This is a genomic window from Pseudomonas sp. GW821-FHT02H09 (assembly GCF_059421425.1).
Window position 1 is genome coordinate 87,846 of sequence record NZ_JBWKVA010000016.1, and the last position, 26,919, is coordinate 114,764.

23 protein-coding genes and 5 pseudogenes are annotated in these 26,919 nt (G+C 61.1%); 20 read left to right on the top strand and 8 right to left on the bottom strand.

Annotated elements, in window-relative coordinates:
- The first annotated feature begins 21 nt into the window (after positions 1-21).
- A complete protein-coding gene (locus AC07VR_RS20920; RefSeq protein WP_495012417.1) occupies positions 22-948 on the top strand; it encodes a LysR family transcriptional regulator in 927 nt (308 codons plus the stop codon).
- 115 nt (positions 949-1,063) lie between these two features.
- Here the strand turns inward: AC07VR_RS20920 and AC07VR_RS20925 are convergent.
- Both AC07VR_RS20925 and AC07VR_RS20930 read right to left on the bottom strand, forming a co-directional pair.
- Positions 1,064-1,213, bottom strand: a pseudogene (locus AC07VR_RS20925) (transposase); the annotation flags it as partial.
- Positions 1,214-1,304: 91 nt separating this feature from the next.
- Positions 1,305-1,466: a DUF2986 domain-containing protein gene (locus tag AC07VR_RS20930; protein ID WP_495012418.1), complete on the bottom strand. Its 162-nt coding sequence runs from the start codon at positions 1,464-1,466 to the stop codon at positions 1,305-1,307.
- Positions 1,467-1,775: 309 nt separating this feature from the next.
- Here AC07VR_RS20930 and AC07VR_RS20935 point away from each other — a divergent pair, with 309 nt between their 5' ends.
- From AC07VR_RS20935 to AC07VR_RS20945, 3 genes are read left to right on the top strand one after another with little or no spacing between them, the layout of a single operon-like run.
- The gene (locus AC07VR_RS20935) at positions 1,776-2,870 is read left to right on the top strand and encodes an alpha/beta hydrolase (protein ID WP_495012419.1); all 1,095 of its coding nucleotides are present in this window, start codon (positions 1,776-1,778) and stop codon (positions 2,868-2,870) included.
- A gap of 60 nt (positions 2,871-2,930) precedes the next feature.
- Positions 2,931-3,986, top strand: a complete 1,056-nt coding sequence (locus AC07VR_RS20940; protein ID WP_494993012.1) for an alpha/beta hydrolase — start codon at positions 2,931-2,933, stop codon at positions 3,984-3,986.
- Positions 3,987-4,005: 19 nt separating this feature from the next.
- Positions 4,006-5,178 (top strand): (R)-mandelonitrile lyase, encoded by a 1,173-nt coding sequence (locus tag AC07VR_RS20945; protein WP_495012420.1) that lies wholly within the window; start codon positions 4,006-4,008, stop codon positions 5,176-5,178.
- On the opposite strand, the gene AC07VR_RS20950 is transcribed toward AC07VR_RS20945, so the two are convergent.
- The gene (locus AC07VR_RS20950; protein ID WP_494993010.1) at positions 5,166-6,059 is read right to left on the bottom strand and encodes a LysR family transcriptional regulator; all 894 of its coding nucleotides are present in this window, start codon (positions 6,057-6,059) and stop codon (positions 5,166-5,168) included. The genes AC07VR_RS20945 and AC07VR_RS20950 overlap by 13 nt on opposite strands.
- 174 nt (positions 6,060-6,233) lie before the next feature.
- Here AC07VR_RS20950 and AC07VR_RS20955 point away from each other — a divergent pair.
- Both AC07VR_RS20955 and AC07VR_RS20960 read left to right on the top strand, forming a co-directional pair.
- Positions 6,234-6,487, top strand: a pseudogene (locus AC07VR_RS20955) (IS30 family transposase); the annotation flags it as partial.
- 1 nt (position 6,488) lies between these two features.
- Positions 6,489-6,620: pseudogene (locus AC07VR_RS20960) on the top strand (3-methyl-2-oxobutanoate hydroxymethyltransferase); the annotation flags it as partial.
- 52 nt (positions 6,621-6,672) lie between these two features.
- Here the strand turns inward: AC07VR_RS20960 and amrS are convergent.
- From amrS to AC07VR_RS20975, 3 genes and pseudogenes are all read right to left on the bottom strand, one after another.
- Positions 6,673-7,761 carry an AmmeMemoRadiSam system radical SAM enzyme gene (gene amrS, locus AC07VR_RS20965; RefSeq protein ID WP_495012421.1) on the bottom strand — a complete coding sequence of 363 codons (1,089 nt, stop codon included), beginning with the start codon at positions 7,759-7,761 and terminating at the stop codon, positions 6,673-6,675.
- Positions 7,762-7,972: 211 nt separating this feature from the next.
- Entirely contained in the window at positions 7,973-8,263 is a 291-nt protein-coding gene (locus AC07VR_RS20970; RefSeq protein WP_494993008.1) for a hypothetical protein, read from the bottom strand.
- 185 nt (positions 8,264-8,448) lie between these two features.
- A pseudogene (locus AC07VR_RS20975) lies at positions 8,449-8,922 on the bottom strand (MaoC family dehydratase).
- Positions 8,923-9,307: 385 nt separating this feature from the next.
- On the opposite strand from AC07VR_RS20975, the gene sorA reads away from it, so the two are divergent.
- The 3 genes and pseudogenes from sorA to AC07VR_RS20990 all read left to right on the top strand — a co-directional run.
- Positions 9,308-10,549 (top strand): SorA family sulfite dehydrogenase catalytic subunit, encoded by a 1,242-nt coding sequence (gene sorA, locus AC07VR_RS20980; RefSeq protein ID WP_495012422.1) that lies wholly within the window; start codon positions 9,308-9,310, stop codon positions 10,547-10,549.
- Positions 10,550-10,560: 11 nt separating this feature from the next.
- Positions 10,561-11,199: a SorB family sulfite dehydrogenase c-type cytochrome subunit gene (gene sorB / locus AC07VR_RS20985; protein ID WP_495012423.1), complete on the top strand. Its 639-nt coding sequence runs from the start codon at positions 10,561-10,563 to the stop codon at positions 11,197-11,199.
- Positions 11,200-11,275: 76 nt separating this feature from the next.
- A pseudogene (locus AC07VR_RS20990) lies at positions 11,276-11,407 on the top strand (AMP-binding enzyme); the annotation flags it as partial.
- 24 nt (positions 11,408-11,431) lie between these two features.
- Here the strand turns inward: AC07VR_RS20990 and AC07VR_RS20995 are convergent.
- Both AC07VR_RS20995 and AC07VR_RS21000 read right to left on the bottom strand, forming a co-directional pair.
- On the bottom strand, positions 11,432-12,145 hold the full coding sequence (locus AC07VR_RS20995) for a cupin domain-containing protein (protein ID WP_495012424.1): 714 nt from the start codon (positions 12,143-12,145) through the stop codon (positions 11,432-11,434).
- 69 nt (positions 12,146-12,214) lie between these two features.
- Positions 12,215-13,072: a GNAT family N-acetyltransferase gene (locus tag AC07VR_RS21000; RefSeq protein WP_495012425.1), complete on the bottom strand. Its 858-nt coding sequence runs from the start codon at positions 13,070-13,072 to the stop codon at positions 12,215-12,217.
- 240 nt (positions 13,073-13,312) lie between these two features.
- On the opposite strand from AC07VR_RS21000, the gene AC07VR_RS21005 reads away from it, so the two are divergent.
- The 11 genes from AC07VR_RS21005 to argE all read left to right on the top strand — a co-directional run bounded on the left by AC07VR_RS21005 (position 13,313) and on the right by argE (position 26,741).
- Complete coding sequence (locus AC07VR_RS21005) at positions 13,313-14,785, top strand: aldehyde dehydrogenase family protein (RefSeq protein WP_495012426.1); 1,473 nt, start codon at positions 13,313-13,315, stop codon at positions 14,783-14,785.
- Between the two features lie 536 nt (positions 14,786-15,321).
- Complete coding sequence (locus AC07VR_RS21010; RefSeq protein WP_494993002.1) at positions 15,322-15,990, top strand: haloacid dehalogenase type II; 669 nt, start codon at positions 15,322-15,324, stop codon at positions 15,988-15,990.
- Positions 15,991-16,046: 56 nt separating this feature from the next.
- Positions 16,047-17,321: an NAD(P)/FAD-dependent oxidoreductase gene (locus AC07VR_RS21015; RefSeq protein WP_495012427.1), complete on the top strand. Its 1,275-nt coding sequence runs from the start codon at positions 16,047-16,049 to the stop codon at positions 17,319-17,321.
- A 94-nt stretch (positions 17,322-17,415) separates the two neighbouring features.
- Positions 17,416-19,053 carry an ABC transporter substrate-binding protein gene (locus AC07VR_RS21020; RefSeq protein ID WP_494993000.1) on the top strand — a complete coding sequence of 546 codons (1,638 nt, stop codon included), beginning with the start codon at positions 17,416-17,418 and terminating at the stop codon, positions 19,051-19,053.
- 33 nt (positions 19,054-19,086) lie between these two features.
- Positions 19,087-20,043 (top strand): ABC transporter permease, encoded by a 957-nt coding sequence (locus AC07VR_RS21025; RefSeq protein WP_494992999.1) that lies wholly within the window; start codon positions 19,087-19,089, stop codon positions 20,041-20,043.
- The gene (locus AC07VR_RS21030) at positions 20,040-20,915 is read left to right on the top strand and encodes an ABC transporter permease (protein ID WP_495012428.1); all 876 of its coding nucleotides are present in this window, start codon (positions 20,040-20,042) and stop codon (positions 20,913-20,915) included. The genes AC07VR_RS21025 and AC07VR_RS21030 overlap by 4 nt, the downstream gene beginning before the upstream one ends.
- Before the next feature lies 1 nt (position 20,916).
- Positions 20,917-22,758, top strand: a complete 1,842-nt coding sequence (locus AC07VR_RS21035; RefSeq protein ID WP_495012429.1) for an ABC transporter ATP-binding protein — start codon at positions 20,917-20,919, stop codon at positions 22,756-22,758.
- Positions 22,755-23,063 carry a (2Fe-2S)-binding protein gene (locus tag AC07VR_RS21040; protein ID WP_494992996.1) on the top strand — a complete coding sequence of 103 codons (309 nt, stop codon included), beginning with the start codon at positions 22,755-22,757 and terminating at the stop codon, positions 23,061-23,063. Before AC07VR_RS21035 ends, AC07VR_RS21040 begins: the two co-directional genes overlap by 4 nt.
- On the top strand, positions 23,045-24,436 hold the full coding sequence (locus tag AC07VR_RS21045) for an FAD/NAD(P)-dependent oxidoreductase (protein WP_495012430.1): 1,392 nt from the start codon (positions 23,045-23,047) through the stop codon (positions 24,434-24,436). Before AC07VR_RS21040 ends, AC07VR_RS21045 begins: the two co-directional genes overlap by 19 nt.
- A complete protein-coding gene (locus AC07VR_RS21050) occupies positions 24,433-25,587 on the top strand; it encodes an NAD(P)/FAD-dependent oxidoreductase (RefSeq protein ID WP_495012431.1) in 1,155 nt (384 codons plus the stop codon). Before AC07VR_RS21045 ends, AC07VR_RS21050 begins: the two co-directional genes overlap by 4 nt.
- Positions 25,584-26,741 (top strand): acetylornithine deacetylase, encoded by a 1,158-nt coding sequence (argE, locus tag AC07VR_RS21055; protein WP_495012432.1) that lies wholly within the window; start codon positions 25,584-25,586, stop codon positions 26,739-26,741. Before AC07VR_RS21050 ends, argE begins: the two co-directional genes overlap by 4 nt.
- Positions 26,742-26,919: the final 178 nt, after the last annotated feature.

Genomic DNA, 26,919 nt, shown 5'->3' on the forward strand with positions numbered 1-26,919 from the left:
CCACGCTAGGAATGGCCGGCCATGCTCGACCTCAATGACATCGCCATGTTTGTGCAGGTGGTGCGCAGCGGCAGCTTTGCAGAGGCGGCGCGGCGGCTGGGCTTGCCGCCCAATACCGTGAGTCGCCGCGTCCAGCAACTCGAAGCTCATCTCGGCACGCGACTGCTGCAACGTTCCACCCGCAAGCTCACGCTCACAAGTGCTGGCCAAGGCTTTCATGAGCGTTGCGCGGGAGCGGTCGACGGCCTGCTCGAAGCGGGGCAGGAGTTGATTACGGGCAGCAGTGCACCCAGTGGCCTGGTGCGGGTGGCGGCGCCGGCTGACTTCTTCGACTTCTTCCCGATGGAGTGGGTGGCCGAGTTTCTGGCCGCGCATCCGCGCGTGCGACTCGACTTCGTGCTCAGCGATGCGAAAGCCGACTTGATCGCAGAGCAGATCGACATCGCCTTTCGCGGCGGGCCCTTGCGCGATTCAGGCTATGTCGGCCGTCAAATCTTCGACCCCCGCAGCGACGGAATGGTGGCAAGCCCCGCTTACATTGCTGCGCGCGGCTCACCCCACACACTGCAGGATCTGGTGAGCCACGACTGTGTGATCCCCGCGCATCCCAGCGGCCACGCCACATGGCGTTTGGTAGGCCCGAATGGCGAGGAAGAAGTGCAAGTCGCCGGTCGCTTCAGCGGCAATACCGCGCAGGCACTACGCAAGGCCACCGTGGCCGGACTTGGCATCGCTCTGCTGCCGCCCGCGATGGCCAAGCTCGACGTTCAGGCCGGCGTGCTCGTCCCGGTGCTGCCTCAATACCAGCGCGCCGGCTACAGCATGAGCGTGCTGTATCCGAGCCGCCGGCACCTGCCGCTCGCGGTATCGGCGTTCATCGAGTTGGTGATCCAAAAGATGAATGTGGCAGACGCACCGCAGGTGCATCGACCTGTGCGGCGTCGATAGCGAGTGGCGGCTGGGCCTCTACGCCTGCGTCACCACTACTCGCGGACGACCTGCCCGCCTTCGTGCCCACACAAGTAAGGGCGAACGAAGAACGTCGCTCCTGGACCGTCGTTCGGGTGACGCCTTGGCGCTCCTGCTGAACCTGATCAACCCAACGGCGCAGGGCCGATTCGCCGACGCCGAGTGAACGGCTGGCTTCGATGTAGCTGTAGTTTTGCTTGAGCACGAGGCCGCAGGCCTGGTGCTCGATCAAGGCTATAGCCATATTGAAGCGAGCCGCATCCTCGCGGTACGTGCCATCGGAATGCCTGGCCCAACCAGATTTGTAAATTCCGGTGGTTCTCAGGATGCATAGATCAGCTTTCAGAGGAAATGATTGAGTCGTGACTGGATTCAGCCGCCAGCTTCAATCGGTCAGCTTTACTAATGTATTTAGACTTGTTTGGCGGTGCCAATTTGGCACTGGCCTTTTTTGCGTGAGCCTTTAATAACTGCTTTATTTTTTTACGACGATTCATAAGTTTCTACTCGGCTTGTAAATTCTTGAATGATATCAGCTTAAAATATTGAAACAGATCCCTGTAGCACGCTCTTAGTGAATCGCCCCTGGTTTCCTGGACGCCTCCGAATGACCTTTTGGGCCGATAGCTGCCTGTCGTAAAGGGCATCTATTGACCCAAAATTGTCATTTCCGCATGTGGCGAGCTTTTCGGTTTACTAATCGAATTTATGTGAATATGGTATTAGTGCTATGTGATTGGCGCGCTTTATCGATTAATCGTTGAAAGGTAATTTGCATCTCGGCGATATCAAATCGAGAGCAAGCCATGATTCAGAGTTTCATCCGCAAAAGCATGCCCGCCACTGCAAAGGCCGGCAGTCTTTGTTTCGCGCTAGGTGCCAGTGCGTTTGTCAGCGCTGACGGTCACCCCCCGCTGATCATCAAGGATCAGGGCAGCCTCATTGCCGGCGGTGGGTTGATCACCCAGCCGGGAACCTTCGACCCCTACAAACCGTTGATGCCCGATGGCCAGACCTTTCACGGCGACCATGTGTATGCGTTCTATCAGGTTCCCGTCGACGCTCGTCCGCTGCCGATTCTCATGCTGCATGGCGCGGGGCAGTCCGCGAAGTCCTGGGAGACAACGGCCGACGGCCGTGAAGGGTTCCAGAACATTTTCCTGCGGCGAGGATTCTCCACGTACCTGATCGACCAGCCGCGCCGTGGCGATGCGGGACGCAGCCTGGTTGAAATGACGATCAAACCAGTGCCGGATGAGCAGCTGTGGTTCAATCAATTCCGCATCGGCCTGTGGCCCGAGAGCTTCGAAGGCAGCCAGTTTCCACGTGGGCAGGCGGCGCTGGAGCAGTTCTTTCGGTCGATGACGCCCAACACCGGGCCTTACGACATTGACGTGGTATCCAATGGCGTTTCCGCTCTGCTGGAAAAGACGGGGCCGGCCATTTTGTTTACCCATTCTCAGGGCGGCGGCCCCGGTTGGCTGGCGGCGATCAAAAGCCCTAACGTGCGGGCCATCGTAGCGTTCGAACCGGGCAGCAGTTTCGTGTTTCCAGAGGGGGAGGTGCCCGCGCCGATTGCCAGCGCGTTCGACACGCTCTCGGCTCAGGCCGTATCGGCGGAACAGTTCAAAGCACTGACCCAAATCCCCATCGTTATTTTCTACGGCGACAACATCCCCGACCAACCGGTTCGGTTGCCGGCCCAGGACAGTTGGCGTGCGCGGCTCGAGATGGCGCGCCTGTGGCGCGATACGGTGAATCGCCATGGCGGTGACGTCACGCTCGTTCACCTGCCGGAGATCGGTATCAAGGGCAATAGCCACTTTCCTTTTTCGGATATGAACAACGTCGAGATCGCTGATCTGGTTTCGCAGTTTCTCGCTGAAAAAAATCTGGATTGACCAAGCGCGTGGCGATATCGGCCACCCCTCTCACAAACTTGAAATGTCAGGAGTATTCCTATGATGCGAACCACGCTGAAGGCCACATTGATGGCTGCCATGATCGGGATGTCGGGCGTCGAAGCCGAGGCTGCGGACTACAAGCAGAATCCATTCACTTTGACCTACGGTGGAGCGCTGACCAGGAACGAACCGGGTAAGGTCAATATCCATCCGGTCACCTACAAACTGGATGGCCTGGACATTGCCGCCAACGTTTACACCCCGGCGAACTATGATGCGGCGAAAAAATACCCGGTCGTCGTTGTGGCGCACCCCAATGGTGGGGTGAAGGAGCAGGTCGCGGGCCTGTATGCCCAGCGTCTGGCGGATCAGGGCTACATCACGATCACGGCGGATGCGGCGTATCAAGGGGCCAGTGGTGGTGAGCCGCGCAATGTGGACAAACCGGCGCATCGCATCGAAGACATCCATGGCATGGCTGACTTCATTGCCGGTTATCCCGGCGTCGACAGCAAGCGTCTGGGCTTGCTGGGTATCTGCGGTGGTGGCGGTTATTCATTGGCGGCGGCGCAAACCGACAAGCGCTTCCAGTCGATTGCGACCTTGAGCATGTTCAACTCCGGGCTGGTTCGCCGTAATGGCTACCAGGATTCGCAGCTGTCGACGATTCAGGAACGCTTGCAGCAGGCGTCGGCGGCCCGCGCCCAGGAAGCGGCGGGTGGGGAAGTTCTCTACGTCGGTGATGTCAAACTGACCGATGAACAGATCGCCAAGCTGCCGTTTGATCTGTATCGACAGGGCTTCGAGTATTACGGCAAGACCCACGCTCACCCCAACTCGACTTTCCGTTACACCCAGAGCAGCCTGATGGACCTGATGAGCTTCGATGCCACGGATCAGATCGAGCTGATCGACAAGCCGTTGCTGATGATCGCGGGCAGCAAGGCCGACAGCCTGTACATGTCGCAACAAGCCTTTGCCAAGGCCACCGGTACCCAGGACAAAAAACTTTTCATCATCGATGGCGCGACGCATATCGACACCTACTGGGTGCCTGCGTATGTGGACGTCGCAATGGGCCAGTTGACCGCGTTTTACGCCAGAACGCTCTGACTTGAAGGGGTACGTCCTCATGAAGAACACCTTGATAGGCATCGCGGTGTGCGCCGCGGCCCCCTTTGCCGACGCCGCCGGTGCAGACAATGCCAGTGAGTCCCGGACCGCGCAGCAGATCAGCCGGGCGGGCACTCAGGCGGCGGTTGCGGGACCTACGGATTATTTCACCGGGCGGGTACGTGTCGATCCTTTGTTTCCCGCCACGGACGAGATCAATGCTTCCGGCGCTTATGTTAGCTTCGAACCAGGCGCGCGCTCGGCCTGGCATACCCACCCCGCAGGACAGCGACTGGTGGTGACTTCCGGCGTGGGACTGGTCCAGGAATGGGGCAAGCCGATGCAGCAAATCCGCCCGGGTGACGTGATCGTCTGCCCTCCGGGCGTCAAGCACTGGCATGGCGCTGCTGCGACGAGCGCCATGACGCACCTGGCCGTGACTGGCTCGGTGGATGGCAAGAGTGTGCAATGGCTGGAGAAAGTGACTGACGAGCAATACAACGCCCAAGGTTCGCAGGCACCGAAAGCCGTGCCGGCGACCCAACCGGTGTCCGAGACGCTGTCCGCCAGGCAACAGGCCATCCCGTTGATGGCCGCCGCCATGGCCACGAGCAACATGTCCGGGCTCAATACCGCGTTGAATCAGGGGCTGGATGCGGGCCTGACGGTCAGCGAGGCGAAGGAAATTCTGGTGCAACTCTACGCCTACAGCGGTTTTCCACGCAGTCTCAATGCACTCGGCGAGCTGATGAGTGTGGTCCAGGTACGCAAGCAACGCGGCGTTCAGGACGATCCGGGGCGCGAGCCCGGTCGGGTCATTCCCGTCGGCGATGAACTCCTGGCAGCAGGCAAAGCCAATCAGACGCGAATCGCCGGTGCGCCTGTTCAGGGCCCGCTGTTCGACTTCGTTCCGGTCATCAACCAGTACTTGCAGGTGCATCTGTTCGGCGACATCTTCGAGCGTGACAACCTGGACTGGCAAAGTCGTGAGCTGGCGACGGTTGCAGCGCTGGCGGTCACACCTGGCGTGGAGGCACAACTCCGTTCGCACATGGCTGCCAGTCTACGGGTCGGTTTGACAGCTTCACAGTTGCGTCAACTGATCCAACTGCTGGCCGACCAAGGTGATGCTGCTGCGGCCAAGCGTGCCGGCGAAGCATTGGACACCCTCCAGGCCAATCAACCCAAGTAGCGCAAGGCTTCGCGCAGCAACGTGAAAGCCGGTGAACTCTGGCGCCGGCTCGGATAGTAGAGGTGGTAGCCAGAGAACGGTTCGCACCAATTTTCGAGTACGCGAATCAATCGACCCTGCGCAACATGTGCCTGCACCAGGTCCTCCGGCATATAGGCCAAACCCAACCCTTGGAGGGCGGCCTCCAGGCGCATGGCGATGTTGTTGAACACCAGCTGGCCTTCGACCCGAACGTTCAGTTCTTGCCCGTCTTTCTCGAACTCCCAGAGAAAGAGACCGCCGTAAGTCGGCATGCGCAGGGTGATGCAGTTGTGCACCATGAGGTCACTCGGGGTGACCGGCTTGGGATATCGGGTGAAATACGCCGGGGAGCCAACCACCGCCATCCGCATGTCAGGGCCGATGCGCATCGCGATCATGTCCTTGGCTACTTGCTGACCTAACCGTACGCCGGCGTCGAACCCCTCCGCCACGATGTCGGTCAGGCCGTAGTCGACGATGATTTCGATATTGAGATCGGGATTGTCGGGCAGCAGTTTCGCTAGCACCGGATGCAACAGCGTGATCGCCGAGTGCTCACCCGCCGTGATGCGCAATTTGCCGGCCGGTTTGTCGCGGAATTCGCTGAGCAAGGCCAGTTCACTGTCGATTTCTTCAAACCGGGGGGCGATCACCCGCAGCAAATGCTCGCCAGCTTCGGTGGGGGAGACGCTGCGAGTGGTGCGGGCAAGCAACCTGACCCCCAGTTGCTCCTCCAATTGACGCATTGCCCGGCTCAAGGCCGGTTGAGACATGCCGAGCCTGGCGGCGGCGCGGGTGAAACTGCGGTCTTGGGCCACGGCCGAGAAGATTGCGAGTTGATCATAGCTTGCGACGGTCATTTATATGCCCCTGTTATAAACAGTCTGCGATTATGCCATCTGGGCGATTGATCGCCCGGTAGCCAAGCGAGCGAAGAATAAAATATACCGACCGTGACTATCCGCTTTTGGCTGTGGATTCAACCGGTCGATGCAACACTACTAAATTCTGCGTAAGCGGAAGGAATGTTGCAGATGAAGCAGAGACCTCGGATCTATTACACCGAAAGCCAGAAAAAACTGATGTGGGATCACTGGCGCAAAGGCGACTCTCCCCAGCAGATCGCCCAACTATTTGAACGAAACCACTCATCGATACAACGCATCTTGGCGGAGACAGGGGGATCAGGCCCGCTGTACGCCGCAGGTCCGGATTGGCGCTGACGTTGGCTGAACGCGAAGAGATTCCGCGTGCAGTGGTGGCAGGTAACTCGATCCGCTCCATAGCCGCGCCAACTGGTTGAGGCCGCCCGAACTCTGGAGGAGGCCGGGGCCGCGATGCTGTTGGTGGAATGCCTGCCCAGTCCTTTGGCCGAACAGATCAGCCAGGCGGTGCGCATCCCGGTCATAGGTATCGGCGCACCCATGTGATCGGCGCGCTCGTTGCTTGCTATTGATGGGACGCTGCCCCTGCTCAGAGGTCAGGGTTCAGCCGCAACGGAATTCTGCGCTGGCCGAACGCGCCGGCATATTGCTCGAAGCGCCCGGCGATGGGGGAGTCGCACTGCGGACAGCGACCGCCTGCCGTTACCTGGTAGTGCAGGATGCGGTGCCAGTCACGCACGATCAATGGCTCGCCGCAGCCCGGACAAGCAGTCGTGCCGCCTTCAGCATCATGTACATTGCCCGTGTAGACAAAGCGTAGCCCCTGTGCACAGGCTATCTGTCGGGCGCGGGTGAGCGTCGCCGCCGGAGTCGGCGGCGTGTCGAGCATCTTGAAATCGGGGTGGAAGGCGGTGAAGTGGATGGGCACATCCGGGCCCAGCTCCGTGAACACCCAGGCGCACAGTGCCTCGATTTCACCATTCGAATCGTTGTAGCCCGGAATCAGCAAGGTGGTAATTTCCGTCCAGACGTCGGTTTCATGCTGCAGATAGACCAGGGTATCCAGCACTGGCTGCAGATGCGCGCCGGTGAGCTTGAAATAGAAGTCGTCGGTAAAAGCCTTCAGGTCGACATTCGCCGCGTCCATCACCGCGAAGAATTCGCGCCGGGGCTCGTCGTGCACATAGCCTGAGGTCACGGCCACCGTCTTGATGCCGAGCGTATGGCAAGCGTTTGCTGTATCGATGGCGTATTCGGCAAAGATCACCGGATCGTTGTAGGTGAAGGCCACGCTGCTACAGCCCGACCTTTGCGCAGCCAGGGCTATCTGCTGCGGGCTGGCCTGATCCATCAGACGGTCCATGTCCCGCGATTTGCTGATATCCCAGTTCTGGCAAAACTTGCAGGCGAGATTGCAGCCCGCCGTGCCGAAGGAGAACACCGCCGAGCCGGGGAGGAAGTGGTTGAGCGGTTTCTTCTCGATAGGGTCGATACAAAAGCCGGATGAGCGGCCGTAGGTGGTCAGCACCATCTGCCCGCCTTCGCGCATGCGCACGAAGCAGGCGCCGCGCTGTCCGTCCCGCAGCTTGCAGTCACGAGGACACAGGTCGCACTGAATTCGGCCATCGGGCAGGTTGTGCCACCAGCGGCCGGAGTAATGTCCAGACAGGTCATTCATAGCCAGGTTCCTGCCGCTTGCTGACTGTGTCGCACGCCAGACGGATATCTACATGCCAGAATCGGCGGGCGCGTTTCAGCCGTGTGCGCTCCTCACTTGTGGGCAAACGTACAAAACTTCAGATCGGTGGCAGCCTGGCTGCAGAGTGCCCAGGATCGGCAAAAGCAATGCCTGCGACAGCGATATCGTCGTGAGGGATCGCAAGGGCGCGCTAATTGATCTGCACAATGACCGGACCTTCCGTTACGACCGGCGGGTTCGCGTGGATATGCGAGGCATTTTTCTGTATCCAGTCGCGCGCGACTTTCAAGCTCTCATCGGTGCCGGCCTTGTCCGTGCAAACAGTCACCGATATACCGCCATCACCCGTATTGAGCAGTGTGTAGCTAACCAGGCCAGGCACTTTGCGCAGGGTAGATTCGACGTCGGCCTTGCGCTCTTCCAGAAAATCGAAAAGCTGCTTTGCTCCAGCACCCAAGTAGGTTCTTACAACCGTATACATATGAATCTCCTTTGTGAGTTACCGTCAGAATGCCAATCCAGTTTCGCTGATGGCCGCAATCACTTGGGTTTCAGTTCGTCCCTATTTATTCAGCTTAGCCAAACGCCGGCGACAAGCGAAATGCAACGACCATCGGCTGCTGCTGGCCGATTCCCGCCTTTCACGACTGACCGGAGTCGACCCGGTCATTCACCAGGGGGCCCCACAGCATTTGTGGGATCACCTTCAGCAAGCATCTGCGTCAGGATTTCTCGCTCCTTCACGCCAGGCACGACGCCGCTGGTTTCTGCTTCCAGTACGGTGAAGCCTTCTTCGTTGGTCATCGTGATAGTCGCTGAGGCTCGGCCCTGTTCATCCATTTCCTTGATGAGCCAGTGGCAGCGGATGGTGTCGCCGGCATAGACCGGCTTCTTGAAGTGGAAAGTCATGCCGGACGCCAGCCAGCCGATCTCGGTGACCAGACTTGCCGTCAGCAGGCGATGGGAAATCGGCGTCCTGAAGCGGCGGGCCTCGGCGTAGCGCGTATCGAAATGCACCGGGTTGTAGTCCCGGGAAATCCTCGCGAAGAGCTAAATGTCTTCCTCGGAAAAGAGTCGGGAAACCGTGAAACTATCACCCACGTGCAGCCCTTTTGCGGCGCGCTGTCTGATGCTGATCACTGAATAATCCTTCGTCGTGGTTTTTATGGATTGGCCACTCATCGCACGGGTAGCGGCAAGGGAGTGTTCAATAAATAAGAAATGAATTAACCGCCCAGGCCACTAGCTATCCGGTCAGTACTCCGTTGAACTTTCTGAATCGACGCTTTGAAGGCATTGTTTTGATGACGGGCTCGCTATACTTCACGTGTCGGCATCATCTGTCATCAAATGTTAAGTCACTGACGCTCAATGAAAAGCAGGCGCTTTGTGCGTGACGATACTGGCTTGGTCACCGAAGTCGGTCAGTTAATCGAAACCCGCTTATACATTACGTCGGATGCCTCTCCGCCTTGACGGGGGGCTGTCAGTTGCATCTCAGTAAAACAATCCTGGAGAGAGCAGCATGAAGTTCAGTCTTGTTGATAACGGCAACCCCAGCCGCCGGCGCGTACTACGCGATGCCTTCGCCTTGGCTCTGGCAGCTTCTCCATTGGCAAACCTCGCCAGGGCAGCCGACGAAACACCGGAAGAAGTGACCTTTGCTGCCGGCCCACGACCGCTGGTGCAATACCCGCAAAAACGACCGTTGACCCTGGTGACCAGCCGCCCACCGCACCTTGAGACGCCATTCCCCGTCTTCAACGAAGGGCCCATCACGCCGAATGACGCCTTTTTTGTGCGTTACCATCTGGCCAATATCCCTACCAGCATTGATCCGGACAGCTATCGTCTGACGATCAAGGGCTCGGTCAACACGCCGCTGTCACTTTCCCTTACAGAACTCAAGGCCCTCGCCGAACCGGTAGAAGTGGTGGCCGTCAATCAGTGTTCGGGTAACAGCCGTGGCTTCTCGATGCCGCGCGTGTTCGGCGCTCAGCTGGGCAATGGTTCAATGGGTAATGCCCGCTGGGTGGGGGTACCGCTCAAGGCGGTATTGGAAAAGGCAGGGGTGAAAGCCGACGCCAGGCAAGTGACATTCCGTGGGCTCGATAAGCCAGTGTTGCCGAGCACGCCGGAGTACATCAAGGCCCTGGACATCAGCCATGCCATGGACGGCGAGCCCATGATCGCCTGGTCTATGAATGGTACCGACCTGCCATTCCTCAACGGTTACCCGATACGTCTGGTGGTGCCAGGCTATTTCGGCACGTACTGGGTCAAGCACCTGAGTGAAATCGAAGTCGTCGACCACACCTACGACGGTTTCTTTATGGCTAAAGGCTACCGCGTTCCGGACAACGATTGTTTCTGCGTCGCCCCCGGCACCACTGCGGCGCAAACGCGGCCGATATCCAAGATGCCGGTACGCAGTTTCATCACCAGCGTCAAACACGGCGATGTGTTGCCGCTGAAAAAAAGCGTGGTGCTCAAGGGCATTGCGTTCGACGGCGGCATTGGAGTCAACAAGGTGGAAGTGTCGATCGACGGCGGAAAAAGTTGGCGCGAAGCCAGGCTCGGGCAAGATCTTGGCCGTTTCTCCTTCCGTGAGTGGACGTTGCCGATCACCTTTACCAGCAAGGGCGCCACACAGTTGATGGTGCGAGCCAGTAACAGTGCGGGCGAAACGCAGCCGCTGCGAGCCGACTGGAACCCCGGTGGCTACCGCCGCCACGTCGTAGAAACCAGCCACGTGACCGTCGCCTGAGGGGGCCCCGCATGAAACGCATGACCACCTTGCTGTGCGCGGCTCAGGTTTGTTTGGCTGCCATGGCTAGCGCAGCGCCACTATCGATCACGTTGCCGCCCGAAACGGCTGTGCTCAAGCCCAATGCGCTGCCTGGCTACCAGTTGGCCCAGCAGAAATGCTCCACCTGCCATTCTGCCGACTACATCAACTTCCAGCCTCCCGGCATGAGCCTGGCGCAGTGGACTGGGGAAGCGAGCAAGATGCAGCACGTGTATGGTGCTCCGATCAGCGATCAGGATGTGAGCATCATCGGCGCCTACCTTGCGGTGACCTACGGCAGTGCCCATGCCAGCGATGCCGATGTGCAGGCTGCCTCGAATCCATCGGCAGGCCAGATCACGGCGGCGCCGGTAGCCAAAGTCGACGCCATGGCCTTGCTGCAGAGCAACTCCTGTCTGTCCTGCCACGCGATCGATCATAAGGTCGTAGGCCCGGCCTATCACGATGTGGCTGCCAAGTATGCCAATGACCCGCAGGCACTGGCCAAGGTAACGTCCAGCATTCAGCACGGCAGTACCGGCAAATGGGGGGATATCCCGATGCCGCCTTTCGCGCAGTTAAGCCCGGACGACCTGCAAACCCTGGCGACTTTCGTACTGCACCAGTAAGCCCGGTCCCGGCTCGGCCAGATACCTGATGGTGTAATGCAGCCGAACTCAAAACGCTGTGGACGCCGAGTACTGTCTGGAACTGGAGAGCCTGATCAGCAAACACTCCGCGGTGATGTGGGTCGCGGTCGTGGGCATTGCCGATAAGCAATGGGGTGAACGCCCCATGGCCCTGGTGGTGTGCGAGTCGGGGGCATACCTTGACCGAGCACATTGGCTTCCCACACCGGGTTTATTTAACGGCATAAACCTTTCGTACATACCGAGTGCTTTTCCACGCGCACGGCGTACCTTGCGCTACGAACACGGTGTCACCGGTGTTGACCGTCAGGCTCGTTCCGTCGGGAGCCAGCAGGGTGACGCTGCCTTCGATCAGGTGCATCAGCTCATTGAGTTTGTGCGCTCGAGTATGGCGTTCGTAAGGTGTCGAGTCCCAGACACCCACTCGCAGGTCTGTTGTGTCGTCTTCGAAGGCATTGCGTGACCGGCACTGCGGAGCGGGCCCGATCAGTATGTGTGGTTCCGGTGCCGCCGAGGGAGACAGCATCGCCTGCGGGTCGAGCGCTGTCAGTCCTGGTGTCGGGGCAGCGGTGGGGCGGGTTACCGCGCAGAATGCCCACTGAGTGTCGATTTGCGCCTCGATCCGCAACGCGGTCCCGCGACCGATCACTGCGCTGGCTCCGATCCCCAGTTCCAGCGTCTGCCCCGGGGATTGCAGTACGACGTGGCCGGCGTGGACCACGATCACTTCGGTATGTGGAAAATCATCAATACTGAGCGCGCCGGACGCATGCACGGTCCCCGCAGAAACCCCATCGGGTCCGGTGTAGGCGATCTGACGACTGTCCATAAACGGATCGATGGAGCTCAAAGGCGCTGCATTGAAGGAGGTAGAAACACTGCTGCCGTCGGCGCGGGCCAGCAGCATAAGGGTAGGTTGGGACATACGGGTGACGCTCCATGGAAACAGGGTGTAGAGGGTGTTGGGTGCAAGTGGCTGTATTGCGCACCGTTGTCAGCCAATGGCTTGGGTCACGAGTGCGAACTGCCGGACGCCGTTGAGCGCTTGCGGCGGTGTGCCCCGTGACATTTGCGCCACGGTGTCGACCTGTTTGAGCCCGGCCAGCTCCAGCCAATCGCCCAGGCCGCAGTCCGCCGGAATGTCGATGCGCACGAAGGCATCCGGCACTTGGGCCAGCAACACCGCGATCAGGTGTTTGGCCTGTTCGAGGTTTTCTGCGACGACCGGGCCGATGCAGCGACCGCGGCCGAAGGGACGCAGCAGGGCGAAGGCGCGCAATTGGCCGTCGCGCTCGATACCCACCGAGTGCTCGACGATATCGAACAGATCCGTGAGCACGGTTTGCCGCTCCAGTCCGCTGCCGGCGTTGGCCAGGAAAATTTGCTGAGCCCGATCAGACTCACGTAGTGGGCGGCACTGTTCACCGTCTGCCAGCGGTTCGGGTGCGGGTGCTTGCGCCTGGCCTTGATGCTGCTGAACCCGGCCGAATTCGATAAAGCCCTGGCTGGCGTAAAGCGGCGCACCGGCAAGGGTGGCGTTCAGCATCGGGGTACGTGATGTGCAGGCTTCAAGTGCCTGTTCCATCAGCTTGCGACCGATGCCCTGGCCCTGATAGTCGTTGCTGACAATCACCAGGCCGATCGTCGCGAACTCACCCTGAGGGCAGGCGAAAGCCGTGCCGATCAGACGCTCGCCGTCCAGGACCACAAAGCCTTCGCTGACCCGCTGCAACATGGCCCAGTCTTCCAGGCGATGGGGCCACTTCAACTGCACGGACAAGGCATGGGCCGAGGGCAGGTCGGCGGCCGTCATCGGGCGATAGACATAAGCAGATTGTTGCGAGGCGGACATGGCGAGTCTCCGTTGGACAGTGTGCGCGATCAACCGCTTTGCGGCGCGATGGAGCCTGTATCCCATCTGTGTGAAGGCCTGACAAGGGGGGCTGGAACATTCGGCAGATTCCGCACGCCCGAGGCCGGAAGACCACACTTACTACTTAATTGCACACTAAGGTCGGCAGCAAATGCTTGGGCTTTTTTTCTACGATGGAGGCCTGAGTTCACGACTCGCCGTCCCTTTTTGGAGTGCTCCATGGATAGCTTCGATCCTCGTCTTATCGCTGTGCGCAGCGCTCATTTCATCGCCGGAAAATACCGCGATGCTCAACCGGGGCTGGAGGTCGTGCGACCGTCGGACGGCCAGGTCTATGCCCAACTGCCGATCGCCGATGCCGACCTGGTGGATGAAGCCGTCAACAATGCCTGGCAGGCTTTCAACCGCAGCGATTGGGCAAGCCGCCCACCCCGGGAGCGGGCGCGGGTCATGCGCCGCTGGGCCGACCTGATCGAAGCCGATGCAGCCGTCCTGGCACCGCTCGAAGCGGTGGGCTCGACCCGTCCCCATAAAGACGTGATCGCCTGGGACATTCCCTACGTGGCGGAAGGCATTCGCTTCTTTGCCGAACTGGCGGACAAGCACGGCGGCCACGTCGCGGCGACCCAGACGGATCGGCTGGGCATGCAGATCGCCGAACCTTACGGCGTCATCGCCGCCATCGCGCCGTGGAATTTCCCCCTGAGCATGGCCTCCTGGAAAGTTGCCCCGGCATTGGCGGCAGGTAATGCCGTGGTGCTCAAACCGTCGGAATTGACGCCGTTCTCCAGTCTGCGCTTTGCCGAGCTGGCGTTGCAGGCGGGTATTCCGGCCGGGATCTTCAACGTGGTCCAGGGCGATGGTCGCGTCACCGGCGATGCCTTATGTCGCCACCCGCGTGTGGCCAAGGTGACCTTTACCGGGTCCACGGCGACCGGGTCGAGCATCATGTCCACCTGTGCACTGACAGGGCCGAAACCGGTGACACTGGAACTCGGCGGCAAGAGCCCGCAACTGGTTTTCGCCGATGTGCCGGATATCGCGAAAACCGCTCGCACCGTGGCGCTGGCCATTACCGGTAATGCCGGGCAGGTCTGCGTGTCCGGTTCGCGGCTGTTGATCCAGCGTTCGATCATGGAACCGTTTATCGCGCACTTGCAGGCGTATTTCGAGGAGCTGCGTCCAGGTCCGACCTGGTCGAGCGAGAGCACGCTGTCACCGATCATTTCCCGTTTACAGGCCAGCCGCATCGACGGTATCGTCCAGCGCTCGCGTCAGGCCGGGGCCGAGGTACTGACCGGCGGCGGATTGTTCGAGGGCCTGGGCGGTGCTTATTACCAGCCAACCTTGCTGGCCGGTCTGGATAATGAGAACCCGGCGGTGTGCGAAGAAATCTTCGGCCCGGTACTGACGATCCAGGCGTTCGATGATGAAGAGCAGGCACTGAGCCTGGCCGCGCATACCACCTACGGCCTGGCGGCGGGCGTGCACACCGCCGACATCAACCGCGCCCTGCGCCTGGTTCGGCGCCTGGAGGCGGGAACGGTGTGGGTCAATCGTTACGGGCGCAGCAATGACTACATCCTGCCGACCGGCGGCTACAAACGCTCCGGCATCGGCAAGGACCTGGGGCGAGAAGCGTTCGAAGCCAATTTGCGATTCAAGAGTGTGCTGATCGATATCGCTGGCTAACCCGCCGATCAATTAACGAACGACGTAATCCGTAGCAGCTGCCGAGCCTGCGAGGCTGCGTTCGGCTGCGAAGCAGTCGTAAACCTGGTGTGCGGGATCTGTCTGATGTACCGCGAGTTCTGATTTTGCGACTGCTGCGCAGCCGGACGCAGCCTCGCAGGCTCGGCAGCTGCTACAGGGATCGTAGGCAGGTTTCAAACCGCACCCAAACGGGCGCTTCCTCGCGGAAGCGCCCGTTTTCGTTCGGCCCGGCGCAGGTTCTGCGGCACACAAGTGTGTGCTTGAGCCCCGCGGGGTAACAAGGATCCATAAGAGCGCACAAATACGGGGTTTGCCCAAGGCTGGAGCGAGCCGCAAAGTCTGCTGAGGGCGGGCGCTAAAACGGTGGTTTGTATCAAGCAGAGGTCGCTTTTAACGCCATCTGCTGATTTCACGGTGTTGTAATGACGGTGTGCTGCAAGGTTGCATCACAGCTTCGGCAACGGAGCGAATGCTTGTCACGCCATGACCTCAACGAACTTTCAGGACCGCACTCAATGAGCTTTCTTCGCCCCAAATTCATTACGTTCGACTGCTACGGTACGCTGACCAATTTCCACATGGGAACGATGACTCGCGAACTATTCGCCGATCGTGTCGTGCCCGAGCAGATGGATCAGTTCGTCAAGGACTTCTCCGCCTATCGCCTGGACCAGGTCATGGGTGACTGGATGCCGTATGACGAGATTCTCAAGACCGCCCTGGCGCGGACCTGCAAGCGTTGGGGGATCGAATACCGTGACGAAGGTCAGCTGTATTACGACGCCGTGCCAACCTGGGGCCCGCACCCTGACGTACCGGCCGGCCTGTCGAAAATCGCCGACAAGATCCCTCTGGTGATTTTCTCCAACGCCAGCAACAGCCAGATCATGTCCAACGTCGACAAGCTTGGCGCACCGTTCCACAAGGTCTTCACCGCCGAACAGGCTCAGGCCTACAAGCCTCGTCTGGCGGCATTCGAGTACATGCTCGACAACCTCAACTGCGGCCCGGAAGACATCTTGCATGTCTCTTCCAGCTTCCGTTACGACCTGATGCCGGCCCACGACATGAAGATCAAGAACAAGGCCTTCGTCGCCCGTGGCCACGAAGTCCCGGCCAATGCGTTCTATGGCTATCAGCAGATCACCGACATCGGCGGGCTGGCCGCGCTGGTCGGTCTCTGAGTCGTAACGGTAACGGCACTCTTCAAGGCACTCTTTTTGGCATAGGCGGTTTAGACATGCGCAGCGAATCCTACTGGCTCGACACCGCTCCGGCATTCACCGGTGCCCAGCTCGGTGCACTGCCCGGGCAGGTCGACGTGGCCATTGTCGGTGGCGGTTTCACCGGTCTGGCGGCGGCTCGGGCGCTGGCCTTGAAGGGCGCCAGTGTGGTGGTGCTGGAAGCCGGCCGGGTGATTGGCGAGGCGTCAGGGCGCAACGGCGGCCAGTGCAATACCGGCGTTGCTCAGGACTATGCCGGCTTGAGCGCCAGCCTTGGCGCCGACAAGGCGCGGGCCTATTACCAGGCTTATGAAAGCGCTGTGCAGAGCGTCGTTTCGCTGGTGGAGCAGGAGCAGATCGCCTGCGACCTCAAGAGCAACGGCAAGCTCAAGCTGGCAGCCAAGCCGCTGCACTACGAAGGGCTGGCGCGGACCTGCGAATTGATTCGCCGGGAGGTCGATGCCGATGTCGAGTTGCTGTGCGCCGAACAAACCCGAGCCGAGGTCAACTCGGCCCAGTTCCACGGCGGCCTGTTGCAGCGCAATGGCGTGCAGATGCATGTCGGGCGCTTCGGTGTCGGTTTGGCGCAAGCCGCCGCACGCCACGGCGCACTGATCTATCAAGGCACGCCGGTGACGGACTGGAAAGCCAATGCCAACGGTTATCAGGTCAACACCACCAAGGGTTCGCTGCAAGCCGGGCAGGTTCTGCTGGCCACCGGCGCCTGTCAGCACGGTGGATTGAGCTGGTATCGGCGGCGGATCGTTCCGGTCGGCAGCTTTGTCATTGCCACCGAGGTTTTGTCCAAGGCCTTGATCGATCAACTGCTGCCGACCCGGCGCGCCTACGTCACCAGCCGCATGATCGGGAATTACTTTCGCCTGACGCCCGACAACCGTCTGCTGTTCGGCGGCCGGGCACGTTTCGCCATGTCCAACAGCGTTTCCGACGCCAAGAGCGGCAAGGTACTGCACGCCGCGATGGTGCAGATGTTCCCGCAGTTGGCCGACGTGAAGATCGACTATTGCTGGGGCGGTCTGGTGGACATGACCTCCGACCGGCTGCCGCGTGCCGGCCAGCATGGCGGGGTTTATCACTCCATGGGCTACAGCGGCCATGGGGTACAGATGTCGGTGCACATGGGCCAGGTCATGGCCGAGGTCATGGCCGGAAAGGTCGAGGCCAACCCCTGGCGCGAACTGGACTGGCCGGCGATTCCCGGGCATTTCGGCAAGCCCTGGTTCCTGCCGCTGGTGGGCGCTTATTACCGGTTCCAGGACTATTTGCACTGAGTTGATGTTGTGGTGTCACCGTCGTTTGCGTTTCCAGGACGTTCCGGTCAACCGGAACACTCGAGCCTTCTCTTTATCGACAGGTACAACTGATATGACTGACAACAAGACCGACCCAAAACTGATCTCGGGCCAAGAGAGCCTGCGGGTATTCGAAGGGCTCAATCGCGGCATGTCGCGCCGCAGTGCCTTGCAAATGCTGGGGGTGGCCGGGGTTGCCGCAGCGGGCGCCGGTAGCCTGTTCGGTGCCGCCGGCAAGCTGTTTGCCGACGAAGCCGCAAGCCCTGGCAAAGGCAAGCCGGGCGGGCGGATTCGCGTCGCCGGCATGTCCAGCTCCACCGCCGATACGCTGGATCCGGCCAAAGGGGCGCTGTCCACCGACTACGTGCGCCACTTCATGTTCTACAACGGCCTGACCCGTTTCGACGGCCATCTGGTGCCGCAGCTGGAACTGGCCGAGCGCATCGATAACACCGATGCCACGCTGTGGACCATCACCCTGCGCAAGGACGTAACGTTCCACAACGGCAAAACCCTGAGCGCCGCCGACGTGGTGTTCTCACTGTCGCGACACAAGGATCCGCTGACCGGTTCCAAGGTCATGCCTCTGATGGAGCAGTTCGTCGAGATCAAGGCCACTGGCGCCAACGAGGTACAGATCCGCCTGAGCGCACCGAACGCCGAACTGCCGTCGATCCTGGCGGTGTCGCACCTGCTGATCGTTCCCGAAGGCACCACCGACTTCAACCAGGGCATCGGCACTGGGCCGTTCAAGGTCAAGGAGTTCAAACCGGGCGTGCGCTCGATTGCTGCGCGCAATACCGGCTACTGGAAACCGGGCCTGCCTTATCTGGACGAGATCGAGTTCATTGCCATTGCCGACGAGCCATCGCGGGTCAACGCACTGCTGTCGGGCGACGTGCACATGATCAACGAGGTCAACCCGCGTTCGACCACGCGAATCAAGGCCAGCGCCGGTCACCGGGTCGTCGATGCGCCGTCGGGCAACTACACCGACTTGATCATCCGTCAGGATCAGATGCCCGGCAAAAGCCCGGAATTCACCCAGGCCCTCAAGCACCTGATGGACCGTGAGCAGATCAAGTCCGCGGTATTCCGTGGGTTTGCGGTGGTCGGCAATGACCATCCGATCGCTCCCGGTTCGCGCTACTACAACGCCGACCTGCCGCAGACGGTCTATGACCCCGAGAAGGCGCGTTTCCTGCTGAAAAAAGCCGGGATGGACAATGTCAGCATGGCGCTGGCCGCTTCGCCAGCCGCCACCGGCTCGGTGGACATCGCGGTGCTGTTGCAGCAGTCGGCGAAACAGGCCGGGCTCAAGCTCGATGTCAACCGCCTGCCCAGCGATGGTTACTGGTCCAACCACTGGATGAAGCATCCGTTGAGCTTCGGCAACATCAACCCACGACCTAACGCCGACGTGATGTTCTCGCAGTTCTTCCAGTCGAGCGCGCCGTGGAACGAATCGGGCTGGAAGAACGAGCAGTTCGACCAGTTGCTGATGCTCGCCCGGGGCGAAACCGACGACGCCAAGCGCAGCAAGATGTACGCGGACATGCAGACCCTGGCGCATGAACACTGCGGCATTGGCATTCCGGTGTTCATCAGTAACATCGATGGCGTCGACCAGCGCATCAAAGGCTATGGCAGCAACCCGCTGGGCGGTTTCATGGGTTACATGTTCGCCGAGCAGGTCTGGCTGGACGCTTGATGGGCTGGTGCAGGTTCTTGCGGGAGTAGTGCTATGAATTGCAACACACTGTGGCTGATCGGTCGGCGCCTGGGCGCTGCGATCGTGACCTTGTTGATCGTGTCGATGGTGGTGTTCGCCATCACGGCGGTGCTGCCGGGAGACGCGGCGCAACAGGCCCTTGGGCAGTTTGCGACGCCGGAACAAGTGGCGGCGCTACGCCTGAAACTGGGGCTGGATCAGTCCGGTGTGGTGCGTTACCTGCATTGGCTGATGAACCTGCTCAGCGGCGACATGGGCCTGTCCGTCTCCAATGCCATGCCGGTCGGCGAATTGATGGCCGGGCGGGTTCCCAACACCTTGATGCTGGCGGCCGCCACGGCGCTGGTGTCAGTGCCGGTGGCCTTGATTCTGGGTATCGGTTCGGCCATGGGCCGGGGCGGGCGCATCGACAGCTTCCTCAGTCTTGTCACCCTGGCAATGGTTGCAGTACCGGAGTTTCTGGTAGCGACCCTGGCGGTGCTGATTTTTGCGGTGAACCTGGGCTGGCTGTCGGCGTTGTCCTATGCCAGCGACATCACCTCACCGCTGCAATTCCTGCGTACTTACGCCTTGCCGGTGATGACGCTGTGCTGCGTGATCGTCGCGCAAATGGCGCGCATGACTCGGGCGGCGGTGATCGATCAACTCGATAGCCCTTATGTGGAAATGGCCCGGCTCAAAGGCGTGAGCCCGGTGCGGATCGTCTTGCGTCATGCCTTGCCCAATGCCATCGGACCGATTGCCAATGCCATCGCCCTGAGTCTGTCCTATCTGCTGGGCGGGGTGGTGATCGTCGAGACGATCTTCAACTATCCCGGCATCGCCAGCCTGATGGTCGATGCGGTGACCAACCGTGACATGGCGCTGGTCCAGGCCTGCACCATGCTGTTTTGTACGGCGTACCTGGGATTGGTGCTGATTGCCGACCTGTGCGCGATTCTTTCCAATCCAAGGCTGAGAAACCAATGAACAAGCTCATTGTGAAATCGATGCCTGCGACTCCCGACCTGTCGGTTGGCAAGGTGCCTCATGGACCGTCCTGGCTGGGTCTGGTCGGGGCTGCGATGTGTTTTATCTGGTTGCTGGTGGCGGTTTTCGGCCCGTGGCTGGCGCCGCATCCGGTAGGCGAAGTGGTCTCTGACAATGTCTTCGACAGCCTGAGTGCCGCGTACCCGTTCGGCACCGATTACCTGGGCCGCGACATGCTCAGCCGGATCCTTGTCGGCGCGCGCTTCACTGTCGGCCTGGCGTTGGTTGCCGCGGTGCTCGCCAGCGGTCTGGGCACCAGTTGCGCACTGCTGTCGGTGGTCTCGCCCAAGTGGCTGGATGAGGTGATCAGTCGCTTGATGGACGCCTTCATTTCAATCCCGAGCAAGATGCTGGCGCTGATCATGGTCTCGGCCTTCGGCTCCTCGGTGACGTTGCTGATTTGCACGGCGGTGCTGAGTTTCACCCCCGGCGCGTTCCGCATCGCCCGCAGCATGGCGGTGAACATCGAAGCGCTGGAGTACGTACAAGTGGCCCGAACCCGTGGCGAACGCCGGCTGTATATCGCGTGTGTGGAAATCCTGCCAAACATGCTCAACCCGGTGCTGACGGACCTGGGGCTGCGCTTCGGTTTCATCGTGTTGCTGCTCAGCGGCATGAGTTTCCTCGGCCTGGGTGTGCAGCCGCCGGATGCCGACCTCGGTTCACTGGTGCGCGAGAACATCGGCGGCCTCAATCAGGGCGCGCCAGCCATCGTGATTCCGGCCCTGGCCATTGGCACCCTGACCATCGGTGTGAATTTGTTCATCGACAGACTGTCGTCCCGACGTAGTCGACGTGCGGGAGGTCATTGAGATGAATGAATTGATTCGAGTCCAGGACCTGCGCGTGGTCGCCTGTGGTTTACGCGGCGAGGTGGAAATCGTCAAGGGCGTGAGCTTCTCCCTGGAAAAAGGTGAAGTACTGGCGCTGATCGGTGAGTCCGGCTCCGGCAAGACCACCATCGCCCTGGCGCTGCTCGGTTACGCCCGGCGCGGTTGTCGGTTGGCTGGCGGCGTGGTGCAAGTCGGCGAGCACGACATGCTGGCGTTGAGCGAAAACCAGCTGCAAGGCCTGCGCGGCAACCGTGTGTCTTATATCGCCCAAAGCGCCGCTGCGGCATTCAATCCGGCGAAAAAGCTCATCGACCAGGTGGTGGAGGGCGCATTGATTCATGGCCTGGGCAGCCGGGCCGTACTCGAAGCCAAGGCCATCGAGCTGTTCCGCGACCTGGCCCTGCCGGACCCCGATCACATTGGCCAGCGCTATCCCCATCAGGTCTCCGGCGGGCAACTGCAGCGGGTGATGGCGGCCATGGCGCTGATCAGCGATCCGTTGTTGGTGGTGCTCGACGAACCGACCACCGCCCTTGACGTGACCACACAAATCGACGTGCTGCGCGCGTTCAAGCGGGTAGTGCGCGAGCGTGGTGCGACGGCGGTCTACGTATCCCACGACCTGGCCGTGGTGGCGCAAATGGCCGACCAGATTGTGGTGCTCAATGGTGGCCAGATCTTCGAACTGAGCGCCACCGCGCCTTTGCTCAAAGGCCCCACCCATGAATACACCCGCAGCCTGCTGGCGGCGGCACGGCCGGATACAACGATTCGCCCGCCCTGCGGTGTGGCCGAAGACGAACCGCTGCTGACCATCAAAGGACTGACCGCCGGCTACGGCAACAAGAACCTGCAAGGCATGCCGTCGATCCGCGTGCTGGAAGACATCGACCTGACGGTGCGCAGGGGCCAGGCGATCGGCGTGATCGGTGAGTCGGGCTCCGGCAAGTCGACCCTGGCGCGGGTGGTGGCCGGGTTGCTGACGCCAGCGTTGGGTGGCCTGACCTTCGATGGTCAGCCACTGGGCGGCAGCCTCTCCGAGCGCACCGATGAACAGTTCCGACGCATTCAAATGGTCTTCCAGAATGCCGACACCGCGCTCAACCCGATGCACAGCGTCAGCACCATTCTGAGCCGGCCGTTGAAGATGTATTTCGGCCTCAAGGGCGTCGCGTTGCGCCAGCGTATCGATGAACTGCTGGACCTGGTGCGCTTGCCACGCAGCCTGGCCGAGCGTCGCCCGAATGAACTCTCCGGCGGGCAAAAGCAACGGGTCAACCTGGCCCGGGCCCTGGCCGCCAAGCCGGACCTGATTCTGTGCGACGAAGTGACCTCGGCGCTGGATACCGTGGTCGGCGCGGCGATTCTCGAACTGTTGCGCGACTTGCGCCAGGAACTGGGGGTGTCCTATCTGTTCATCAGCCATGACATCTCAACCGTGCGGGCGCTGTGCGATGACATCGTGGTGATGTACAGCGGCCACAAGGTCCAGGCCGGCAGTCGGCAGTCGTTCACCCAGGCACCGTTCCATCCCTACACCGACCTGTTGATCCACTCGGTGCCGGAACTGCGCCAGGGCTGGCTGGAGAACTGTGGCACCAGCTGCGGCACGCTGCCGCCGATCGGTGCGAAGGCCAACGTGCCGCAGCTGTGCACCTTTCTCAATCGCTGCCCGGTGCGCGTCGATGGCGTGTGCAATCGCACCGCGCCGAACCGACGGACGATTATTGGCGGCAGTGAAATCCTTTGCCATCACGACAGTGCCGAGTTGCTCAAGACTCAGCAGGATTTAAACACCATGACCTTGGGAGCCTATGCATGAAGGGGCGTTTTGTGAGGCTGGCCGAGCAGGGCCGACTGACCGTCAATTTGAAGGTGGACGGCGTACCCATCGAGGCGTTGCAGGGCGATACCCTGATGGTCGCGTTGCTGACCCAGGGCTCGGCCTTGCGCCAATCGGAGTTCGATTCGGGCCGACGCGCCGGTTTTTGTCTGATGGGCGCCTGTCAGGATTGCTGGGTCTGGACCCGCAACGGTGAACGTCTGCGCGCCTGTTCCAACGAAGTCCGTGAAGGGCTGGATATCGTCACCACACAACCGGAGGCGATATGGCCACTGCACGGCTGAGCACTCATCGAGTCGTTATCGTCGGCGCCGGGCCGGCCGGTATTCGCTGCGCCGAAACCTTGCTGGCGGCGGGCTGCAAGCCGATTCTGATTGATGAAAATCGCCGGGATGGCGGGCAGATCTACCGTCGCCAACCGGAAGGTTTTACCCGCGATTACGCCACGCTGTACGGCACCGAGGCCGCCAAGGCCAAAGACTTGCACCAAAGCTTCGACCGCTTGCGCGGGTTGATCGACTACCGCCCGGACACCCTGGTGTGGAACCTCACGCCGGGGCAACTGTGCTGCGTCAGCCAGGGCAAACACTCGACCGTCGACTACGACGCGCTGATCCTCTGCACCGGCGCCACCGACCGCTTGATGCCGATTGAAGGCTGGCAGTTGGCGGGCACCTACAGCCTGGGCGGCGCGCAGATCGCGCTCAAGTCGCAGGCGGTGTCCATTGGTCATAGCGTGGTGTTCATGGGCAGCGGACCGTTGCTGTATCTGGTCGCCAGTCAATACCTCAAGGCCGGTGCCAACGTGGCGGCGGTGCTCGACACTTCGCCGCTGAGCAAGCGCATCGGCGCGTTACCGAAATTGCTGGCGCGCCCCGGTTTGCTGTTCACCGGCATGAGACTGTTGGCGCAGCTGTATCGGGCCAGGATTGCTGTGCACTTGGGGATCAAACCGCTGCAAGTGATGGGTGACGCTGCGAGCGGCGTCAGCGGTGTGCGGGTGCTGACCGCCGCAGGCGAGACATTGGCGGTGGATTGCGATGCCGTGGCCCTGGGTTATCACCTGCGCCCGGAAACTCAACTGGCAGATCTGGCCGGTTGCCGTCTGCACTTCGATGAGGCGTCCAGCCAATGGTTGCTGGCCACCGATGAAGAAGGCCGGACCACGGTCAGTGGTGTGTATGCCGCTGGTGACGGCTCGAAGATTCGCGGAGCCGATGCGGCCGAACACGCCGGACGCCTGGTGGCGATGGCGCTGCTGGAAGATCTGCAGCAACCGGTGGACGCCGGGCTGCGGGCCGAACAGCGGCGTGCCCTGGCGGTGATGGACGAATTTCGTCTCGGTCTGGCCCAGGCATTTCCCTGGCCGGCGGCCCAGGCCAAGGCACTGCCGGACGAAGCCATCGTCTGTCGCTGTGAAATGATCAGCGCCGGTGAATTGCGTCGCACGGTCAGCGAAAAGGGCGCCTGCGAAGTCAATCGGGCCAAGGCGTTCAGCCGGGTCGGCATGGGCCGGTGCCAGGGCCGTTATTGCTCCCAGGCCGGAGCCGAGGTGATTGCCGCTGCGGCGGGGGTGAATGTGCAACAGGTCGGCCGCCAGCGTGGTCAGGCGCCGGTCAAACCGCTTTCGATGCTCACCGAGGAGGTGTCGCCATGACGGTACAGAAAGCCGATGTGGTGATTGTCGGCGGCGGCCTGATGGGCTCGGCGGCGGCGTTTTTTCTGCGCCGACGCGGGCAGTCGGTGATCCTGCTGGAGCGCGACCAGATCGGTCAGTACGCCAGCGGCGTGAACTTCGGCAACGTCCGGCGCCAGGGGCGTTTCCTTGGGCAGCTGGAATTGGCCAACCGTTCCTGGGCGCTGTGGAAGCGCTTACCGGAGCTGATCGACGACGACCTCGAGTTCATCGCCAGCGGGCACATGCGGGTGTGTTACCGCGAAGACGAAATCGCCGAGCTTGAAGCCTATGCCGCAGCCCCGGAGGCGGCGCAGCTTGACCTGAAAATCTATCAAGGCGCCGAGCTGCACCAGCGTTTCCCGTTCCTCGGGCCGGATGTGAAGGGCGGCTCCTACGCACCCCACGACGGGCACGCCAATCCGCGTCTGGCGGCACCGGCGTTTGCCCGGGCGGCACGACGCCTCGGCGCGCGGATCGAAGAACAGACGGAAGTTGCCGAGGTGCAGAAGGTGGGCGGTGAGTTCAACATCACCACCACCGATGGTCGCCAGTTCAACGCCGAACGCTTGTTGATTACCGCCGGTGCCTGGGGGCAGAAGCTTTCGGCGCAGTTCGGCGAGCCGGTGCCACTGGATACCCATGGCCCGCAAATGGCCGTAACCGAGCCGGTGCCGTATGCCTTGCCGACGGTGATCGGCGTGTACACCAGGATCCCCGAGGAAGTGATTTATTTCCGCCAGATCCCTCGCGGCAACATCGTCATCGGCGGTGGCTACCGCAGCAAACCGGACATGCTCACCCGCAGGGCTCAGGTCGAGCCGCGCAGCATTCTCAACCAGATCCAGCAGATGCGCCGCCTGTTGCCGGGTGTCGGCAACCTGAACATCATCCGGGTCTGGAGCGGCATCGAAGGTTACCTGCCCGATTCCCTGCCGGTGATGGGTCCCAGCGGCACCGTCGACGGGTTGTTCTACGCGTTCGGTTTCTGCGGTCACGGGTTTCAGCTCGGCCCGGGCGTCGGCGATGTGATGGCCGAACTGATCAGCACCGGCAGCACCAGCACTTCGATTGAGCCGTTCTCCATCCGCCGGTTCGCCCCTTCAGCCGAGCAACGGAGCAAGGCCTCATGAAACCCCGTGTACTGGATATTCTCAAACGCTTGATGGCCTTCGATACCGTCTCCTCGGAGTCAAACCTGGCCTTGATCGAGTATGTGCGCGAACTACTGCTGACCAAGGGCATCGAGTCGCTGATCGTCAAGGACGAAAGCGGCCACAAGGCCAACCTGTTCGCCAGTACCGGGCCTGGCGAGTTGCCTGGCATCTTGCTGTCCGGGCACACCGATGTGGTCCCGGCGGCAGGCCAGGCCTGGACCTTCCCGGCGTTTCAGGCGACGGTGCAGGACGGGAGGATTTACGGCCGCGGCAGCTGCGACATGAAGGGCTTCATTGCCCTGGCCATCGACGCCATGCTCGATGCGGCGGACAGCCCGTTGAGCCGACCGCTGCAGCTGGCGCTGTCCCATGACGAGGAGACCGGTTGCGTTGGCGTGCGGCGTTTGCTGGACGTGTTGCACCTGGCACCGGTGCGACCGTTTTTGTGCCTGATCGGTGAACCGACCAATATGCAATTTGTGCTGGGACACAAGGGCAAGGGCTCCTACCGCACGTACTGCCGGGGCCAGGAAGCCCATTCCTCGCTGGCGCCGCGATCGGTCAACGCGATTCACGTGGCTTGCGATTTCATCGCGGCACTGCGTCAAAGCCAGCAGCAGTTGCAAGAGCAGGGCGCCCAGGATGCGGACTACGACGTGCCTTACAGTACCGTGCATGTCGGGCAGATTGTCGGCGGCAAGGCGCTGAACATCGTGCCGAACCTGTGCACCCTGGATTTCGAAGTGCGCAACTTGCCGGCGGACGATCTGGATCAGTTCCTGGAGCAGATGCAAGAGCGTGCCGAAGTGATCGTGCGCGAGGCTCAACGGCTGTCCAGCGTCGCGGCCATCGAGATCGAAACCCTGAATGTCTATCCCGGCCTGGAGACACACCCGAGCGTTGAAGCGGTGCGCTTCCTGAAGAACTTCGCCGCGCCGGATACCAGCATTGCCAAAGTGTCTTTTGGCACCGAGGGCGGGTTGTTCAAACAGCGTCTGGATGTGCCGGTGGTGGTCTGCGGGCCAGGCTCCATCGAACAGGCGCACAAGCCGGATGAGTTCATCGAGATCAGCCAGATGGAGGCCGGGGAGCGCTTTCTTGAAGGGTTGCTCGGGTCGTTGAAATTGTGATGATCGTTCCCACGCTCCGCGTGGGAATGCAGCCCGGGACGCTCCGCGTCCCAAGAGCGGACGCAGAGCGTCCATTGAGGCATTCCCACGCGGAGCGTGGGAACGATCAGTAACGGACCATAAAACACCTCGGTAGAGCCTGCCGTCCCACCGCGATTTTCAGCATCCGACGCTGCCG